The sequence below is a fragment of the Peribacillus acanthi genome (assembly GCF_003073175.1).
In the GTDB taxonomy this organism is placed as follows: Bacteria; Bacillota; Bacilli; order Bacillales; family DSM-1321; genus Bacillus_BN; species Bacillus_BN acanthi.
In genome coordinates this window covers 136,447-143,478 of sequence record NZ_QBBX01000004.1, presented here as the reverse complement: position 1 = coordinate 143,478, position 7,032 = coordinate 136,447, and the positions used below count along the sequence as shown (strand labels likewise).

The 7,032-nt window shown below is 38.1% G+C and carries 5 protein-coding genes; 4 read left to right on the top strand and 1 reads right to left on the bottom strand.

Translation table 11 applies throughout. The features are described from left to right. The 3 genes from pyrF to DBX25_RS05390 all read left to right on the top strand — a co-directional run. On the top strand, window positions 1–390 hold a 390-nt coding region (gene pyrF / locus DBX25_RS21160; RefSeq protein ID WP_240620160.1), incomplete at its 5' end, for an orotidine-5'-phosphate decarboxylase. Then, window positions 387–1,043, top strand: coding sequence for an orotate phosphoribosyltransferase (pyrE, locus tag DBX25_RS05395; RefSeq protein WP_108669757.1), 657 nt, complete (start codon window positions 387–389; stop codon window positions 1,041–1,043). The genes pyrF and pyrE, both read left to right, overlap by 4 nt. A 122-nt stretch (window positions 1,044–1,165) precedes the next feature. Next, window positions 1,166–2,113, top strand: coding sequence for an acetamidase/formamidase family protein (locus DBX25_RS05390; RefSeq protein ID WP_108669756.1), 948 nt, complete (start codon window positions 1,166–1,168; stop codon window positions 2,111–2,113). A 109-nt stretch (window positions 2,114–2,222) separates the two neighbouring features. Here DBX25_RS05390 and DBX25_RS05385 read toward each other — a convergent pair whose 3' ends face one another. Continuing rightward, complete coding sequence (locus tag DBX25_RS05385; RefSeq protein ID WP_108669755.1) at window positions 2,223–3,932, bottom strand: Rqc2 family fibronectin-binding protein; 1,710 nt, start codon at window positions 3,930–3,932, stop codon at window positions 2,223–2,225. 305 nt (window positions 3,933–4,237) lie between these two features. Between DBX25_RS05385 and DBX25_RS05380 the strand changes: the two genes are divergently transcribed. After that, window positions 4,238–6,925: a calcium-translocating P-type ATPase, SERCA-type gene (locus DBX25_RS05380; RefSeq protein WP_240620159.1), complete on the top strand. Its 2,688-nt coding sequence runs from the start codon at window positions 4,238–4,240 to the stop codon at window positions 6,923–6,925. Window positions 6,926–7,032 lie beyond the last annotated feature (107 nt).

Sequence of the window (7,032 nt, the reverse complement as noted above, 5' to 3'; positions counted from 1 at the left end):
AAATCCAGACCACAATTAATTGCAGTCACTCAATTAACCAGCACCTCTGAAAAACAAATGCAAATAGAACAACAGATCGAATGTACATTGGGGCAATCAGTCCTTCACTATGCCACTCTTGCAAAAGAAGCGGGTCTGGATGGAGTAGTTTGCTCGACACATGAAGTGAAAAGCATCCATGAATTATTAGGTACTGATTTCATTACAGTAACTCCAGGCATCCGCCTAGCTTCTGATCATGCTAATGATCAAAAGCGTATTGCAACACCAGAGGAAGCTAGATTGCTAGGTACTAATGCCATCGTAGTAGGCAGATCGATTACAAATAGTATTTCACCACTTGAATCCTATCAAGAAATTCGAAATTTATGGGAGGGTGTTACAATATGAAAAAAATCATTGCAGAACAATTATTGAACATTAAGGCTGTTTTTCTTCAACCAAACGACCCATTTACTTGGTCCTCTGGTATTAAATCTCCTATCTATTGTGATAATCGTCTAACACTTTCCTATCCTAATGTACGAAAAACGATTGCAAAGGGTTTGCAAGAACTTATTGAAACGAACTTTCCTGAAGTCGAAGTAATTGCGGGTACAGCAACTGCAGGTATTCCACATGCAGCATGGGTCAGTGATTTGATGGAACTACCTATGTGCTATGTTCGCTCAAAAGCGAAAGGACATGGGAAAGGAAACCAGATTGAAGGCAAGGCTTTGGTTGGGCAAAAAGTGGTGGTAGTTGAGGACTTAATTTCAACAGGTGGTAGTGCCATTACAGCGGTAGAAGCGCTTAAAGAAGCTGGTTGTGAAGTATTAGGTGTCGTAAGTATCTTCACTTATGAACTCCAAAAAGGAAAAGAAATGCTAAATGAGTCAGGTATCATTAATCATTCGCTATCCAATTACTCTACGTTGATTGAAGTTGCGGAGGAAAAAGGCTACATAACTGATCAGGATATTGAAAAACTTACGAAGTGGCGCCTAAATCCATCAGATGAAAGCTGGATGGCGATGGAAGATGCAGTTAGCGAAGTAAAATAGAAAAATTAGAAGGGATGATCACAAATGGTCATCCCTTTTTTATACAAAATTTTCTAGGAACAACCCATATAATTTGGTAATTTATTGTTATAAGTAACAAATAATGAAAAAGAGGTCAAAAAATGTCTAAAACCCACATTATTAAACTTGAAAATGCAAACTTACAAGCTTCTTTTAGTAGAGATTACAAACCAATAATTATGATAGAAAGCGGAGATACCATTCATTTTAGTACACCGGATATAGGTTGGGGATACAATCAATCAAATGGGAATAGAATACAGTTTCAATCAAGGGAACAAGAAGGACGCTGGGGTCATCCTATAATAGGACCTATAGCTATTAAAAACGCAAGGCCAGGGATGACACTTGAAGTAGTGATAAACAAGTTGAGAGCTGGTACATATGGTTGGAATTGTGCAGGTGGAAGAAGTAGTTGGGTAAATGACCGACTGGGAATATCAGATGATCATGAAGTGACATTAAATTGGAAGATTCATAATATAGCTGAATGTGAAATTGAAGGGGTAAATTTCGAAGTAGAGGTCAAACCATTCCTAGGACTACTAGGTACAACGCCTTGTGAAGAAGGAGTGCATTCAACAATACCACCAAGATACTGTGGAGGAAACATTGATTGCAAAGAGCTTGTGGAAGGTAGTCGTTTATTTTTACCAATCGCTGTTGAAGGAGCTTTATTTACAGCTGGGGATGGACATGCAGCACAAGGAGATGGGGAAGTATCTGGACAAGCGATAGAATGTCCAATGGATTTTGTGGATCTTACCTTGTTTATACATGAAGAATTGTCTATTAAATATCCTCGAGCTTACACCCCTAACGGATGGATTACTTTCGGTTTTGATGAGGATTTAAATGTTGCAACAGAACACGCACTTGAAGCTATGGTAGAGTTGATTCAAGAGCAGTATCGAGTAAATAAAGCTGAAGCAACTGCACTAGCAAGTGTTGTGGTCGATTTAAGAATAACACAAATCGTAAATGGAGCGAAAGGGGTTCATGCCGTACTTCCCCATAGCGCAATAAAAACGAATGTAAATAATGTGTAGAAATCAAATTAAAAATATTTAATTTTATGAAATCATTCCGAGAGACGCTAGCAAAGTAAAAGGACAATCCACTAAAGCATTGCTTTTCGGGATTGTCCTTTTATTACTTTTAATTCTTTAAAGCTCTTACTAAATCGGGATTTGGAGTTACATAAACGGTCTGTTGATTATCATATATGACAAAACCAGGTTTAGATCCATTTGGTTTTTTTACATGGCGAATCTTTGTGTAATCGACAGGAACTGAACTAGATTCTTTGGCTTTACTGAAATAAGCAGCCAACATGGCGGCTTCTTTAATCGATTCATTACTAGGAGATTCATTTCTAATGACAACATGTGATCCAGGAATGTCCTTCGTATGGAACCAAATCTCATCACGATTAGCTAGTTTATTTGTTAAATATTCATTCTGTTTATTATTTTTCCCTACAAGAATTTCGTCACCAGTACTTGAAACATATTTTTCAAGTTGAGGTTTCAAATTGATATTTTTCTTAGGACCTTTCCTTTGACGTTGTTTTATATAACCGCCTTCAGTCAGCTCTTCACGGATTTCTTCAATGTCTCGAGGGGAAGCAGAATCAAGTTGCTGTAACAATGCATCAAAATAAATAACTTCCTCTTGTGCAATTTTTATTTGTTCTTTAACAATATCAATCGAATTTTTCGATTTTTGATAACGAGTAAAATATTTCTGTGCATTGTCAGATGGGCCTTTTTGAGGGTCCAAAGGTATGGTTACATACGTTTCGTCTTCTTCATAATAATTGACTAATGTAACCTCCTTCATCCCTTTTTGAAGCTGATACATATTTGCAGTGATTAGTTCACCGTATAGTTGAAGTAGTTCAGCATTCTTGCTTTCTTCTAGTGTCTTTTCAAGTTTGCCGATTTTCTTTTCATTTTTTTCTTTTTCATTTTGGATGAATCGTTCCAAATCTTGAGCCTGTTGTTTAATACGATCACGATCAGCTTTGCCAAAATAATATCGATCTAGCAATTCACTAAGTGACTGGTAAGTCTTAATTGAACCATTAAATTGATTCAGGGACAGGAAGTAGAAATATTCTTTTCCAGCATGCTCCATTATAGAAGGGACAAAAGCTGAAGATTTCACATCTTTTATTATGTTAATGAAAGCTTGAGGCACAGTTTCGCGGTTGGCTAAACCAGAACGGAAAATAACTTCCTTTGCAAGTATGGGAGAAACACCAGCGAAGTGGTGAACGAGTTGCTTGTCCAATTTACCTGCATTAAAATCAATTTTCCGTAAAACATCTTCTTTTTCAACTGTTAAAGGATTCTGTTTTTCTTGTTCTGGGGGATATTTATAAGCTTGGCCAGGAAGAATTGCGCGAAAACTGTTTACCGCATAGGAAACGTGCTTAATGCTATCCAGAATCATTTGTCTTTCTTTGTCTACTAAAATGATATTGCTGTGTCTTCCCATGATTTCCACAATAAGTTGTTTGAATGAAACATCCCCAATTTCATTTCGGCCTTTTATTTCAAAGACGATGATACGGTCTAATTCCTTTTGAACAATATCTTCAATTATGTACCCTTCGAGATGTTTACGAAGCAACATACAAAACATTGGAGGTTCTTTTGGATTGTCAGGTGTTTCATTTGTCAGCTGTATTCTTGCATAACTTGGGTGAGCTGAAATCAATAATTTATGGTTCTTACCATTTGCTCGTACTACCATTAATAATTCATTTTTAAAAGGTTGATTAATTTTACTAATCCTTCCACCTTTTAGGTTAGTAGATAATTCTTCAACCATTGCTTTAGTAAAAAGTCCATCAAAAGACATAAAGTGTTCTTCCTTTTCTAATTCAAATTAAGTGAAATCTATTATACATAGTGAGCGTCAAAGGCTCAAATAAGGCGCATTCCGCTTTTCTTAATAAGTATAGCATTTTTATGGACGAGTCTGAATATGCATGATGGGAGAGGGACAACTCTTTTTGCACTATCTGAAAAAAATTCTTGTGGCAATTTAGATGATAAATACCGTTTGAGCCTCAAGCAAGAAGATAGTATTAGTGCAACTAGGCAATCGCTGGGCATTTAGCTTAGTGCTAGTCAAGTTTTCTAAAGATGGGAGAGGGAAGGGACATGCAGGACAATCATTTCCGTGGCATGAAAACGGAGGAAATTGAGCAATCGCTCCAGACGAGTAAAAGACTTGGGTTGGAGAAAAAGGAAGTCCAAAGAAGATTAAAAGAGTATGGATACAATGAGCTTCATGAAGGCGAGAAGCAATCGGCACTTCTATTATTCTTTGCACAGTTCAAGGACTTTATGGTTCTTGTACTATTGGCAGCAACTTTGATTTCTGGTCTGCTTGGAGAATACATAGATGCGATTGCTATTATCGCTATTGTCATTGTGAATGGATTTTTAGGTTTTTTTCAAGAAAGAAAAGCGGAAAAATCCCTTGATGCATTAAAGGAAATGGCTGCACCACAAGTGTTTGCGCTTAGGGATGGAGAATGGCAAAAGATCCCTTCTAAGGAGTTGGTACTCGGAGACGTCATCCGTTTTTCTAGTGGTGACCGGATTGGAGCCGATTTACGTATTATTGAAGCGAATAGTCTTGAAATAGAAGAGTCTGCCTTAACGGGGGAATCTGTGCCTGTAACGAAATATGCTTCACCTAACCATCAGCAAGTAGACAGCATCGGTGATGAGGAAAACATGGCCTTCATGGGAACGATGGTTACACGAGGGCATGGGGTAGGGATTGTCATCTCGACTGGAATGGGCACGGCAATGGGGAAAATTGCAGATATGCTACAAACCGCTCAAACCACGACAACCCCACTACAACATAGATTGGAGCAACTTGGTAAAATCTTAATTACAACTGCATTATTATTAACTGCATTAGTCGTGATCATTGGGGTATTTCAAGGGAACGATTTATATACAATGGTACTTGCTGGGGTTTCTTTAGCTGTAGCGGCCATTCCTGAAGGGCTACCGGCCATCGTAACAGTTGCGTTATCTCTAGGTGTTCAAAGGATGATTAAACAAAATGCTATTGTAAGGAAGCTTCCTGCTGTTGAAACGTTAGGATGTGCGTCGGTCATTTGTTCTGATAAGACGGGGACGATGACGCAAAATAAAATGACGGTGACCCATATTTGGAATGGTGGACAAACATGGTCAGTGACCGGTAGTGGCAATGAAACAGATGGTACATTTTTAAGAGGCGAAGAGGAAATTTCACCATCCAACAATAAAACACTTCAACAAATTTTAACGTTTGGTTTACTTTGTAACCACGCTGAAGTTATAGAAAGAGAAGGAAAAGTCGTTATTGATGGCGACCCTACTGAAGGTGCTTTAGCGATTGCTGCTTTAAAAGCTGGTATCACACGCCGTTCACTTCAAGATAGGTTTGAAATCATCAAAGAGTTTCCGTTTGATTCGACGAGAAAGATGATGAGTATCATAGTTAAGGATCAAAACGGCCGCCAGTTTGTTGTGACAAAAGGAGCGCCAGATGTTCTAGTTTCGAAAACTGAATCTATCCTTTGGGGAGATAAACTTCAGTACTTAACCGGTGAAATGAAAAAGACTGTTCAAAGTGCCATTGATGGGTTGGCAGAACAGGCTTTAAGAACCATAGCCATTGCTTATAAACCACTATCGGGGAATACAGTGATTCTTGATGAGCAAGATGCTGAGAATAATTTAATCTTTATTGGATTACAAGGGATGATTGATCCACCTAGACCAGAGGTGAAGCAAGCTGTTAAAGAGTGTCGGGATGCTGGAATAAAAACCGTGATGATAACAGGCGATCATGCCATTACCGCAAAAGCGATTGCTAGTCAGTTAGGTATTTTGCGTGGAAAAGAAAAAGTAATTGAAGGAAAAATGCTCGCTGATATGGATGTCAGTGATTTAGAAGATATCGTGGAGGACGTGAGTGTTTTTGCAAGGGTTTCTCCAGAGCACAAATTAAAGATTGTAAAAGCATTACAAAATAAAGGACATATTGTAGCGATGACTGGTGATGGAGTGAATGACGCACCCGCAATAAAATCAGCGGATATTGGAATCGCTATGGGAATCACAGGTACTGATGTAGCAAAAGAAGCTTCCTCGTTGATTTTGTTAGATGATAATTTTGCAACGATAAAGTCAGCGATTAAAGAAGGGCGAAATATATATGAAAATATTCGAAAATTCATTCGCTATTTGCTTGCATCCAATGTGGGTGAAATTCTAGTAATGTTCTTTGCCATGATTATGGCACTTCCTTTACCGCTTGTGCCGATACAGATACTTTGGGTAAACTTAGTGACAGATGGACTACCAGCAATGGCACTTGGATTGGACCAACCAGAGGATAATGTCATGAAAAGAGGACCACGTCATCCAAAAGAAGGGGTTTTTGCAAGAGGTCTAGGATGGAAAATCATCTCAAGAGGTTTCCTAATTGGATTATCAACCATTCTTGCATTCATCACCGTCTATAAATCGAATCCGGATCAATTGGCTTATGCACAAACGGTGGCCTTTGCTACACTAGTTTTAGCACAGCTTATTCATGTGTTTGATTGTCGAAGTGAAAAATCTATTTTCTCTAGAAACCCATTTGGAAATAAATATCTAGTTTGGGCTGTTATATCGTCCTTGCTATTAATGCTTGTTGTAATTTATTATCCTCCTCTACAAGGAGTATTCCATACGGTGCCAATAGCCATGAGAGATTGGCTTCTGATTGGAGGAATGGCTTCAATTCCAACTTTTTTATTAGCGGGATCATTTTTAATAAGAAAAACAAAATGATTTGTGTTATAATTCGAAAGGTAGTAGAGTGTCCTCTATTACCTTTTTATTTTGTACTTTAGAAAAATATAAACTGGCAGCAAAGAAGTAGTTTAACGTAGTGGCCA

Bases quoted from the DNA above. Each gene is read 5' to 3' on its own strand.
- pyrE (WP_108669757.1), top strand. From the start codon at position 387: ATGAAAAAAATCATTGCAGAACAATTATTGAACATTAAGGCTGTTTTT.
- DBX25_RS05390 (WP_108669756.1), top strand. From the start codon at position 1,166: ATGTCTAAAACCCACATTATTAAACTTGAAAATGCAAACTTACAAGCT.
- DBX25_RS05385 (WP_108669755.1), bottom strand. From the start codon at position 3,932: ATGTCTTTTGATGGACTTTTTACTAAAGCAATGGTTGAAGAATTATCT.
- DBX25_RS05380 (WP_240620159.1), top strand. From the start codon at position 4,238: ATGCAGGACAATCATTTCCGTGGCATGAAAACGGAGGAAATTGAGCAA.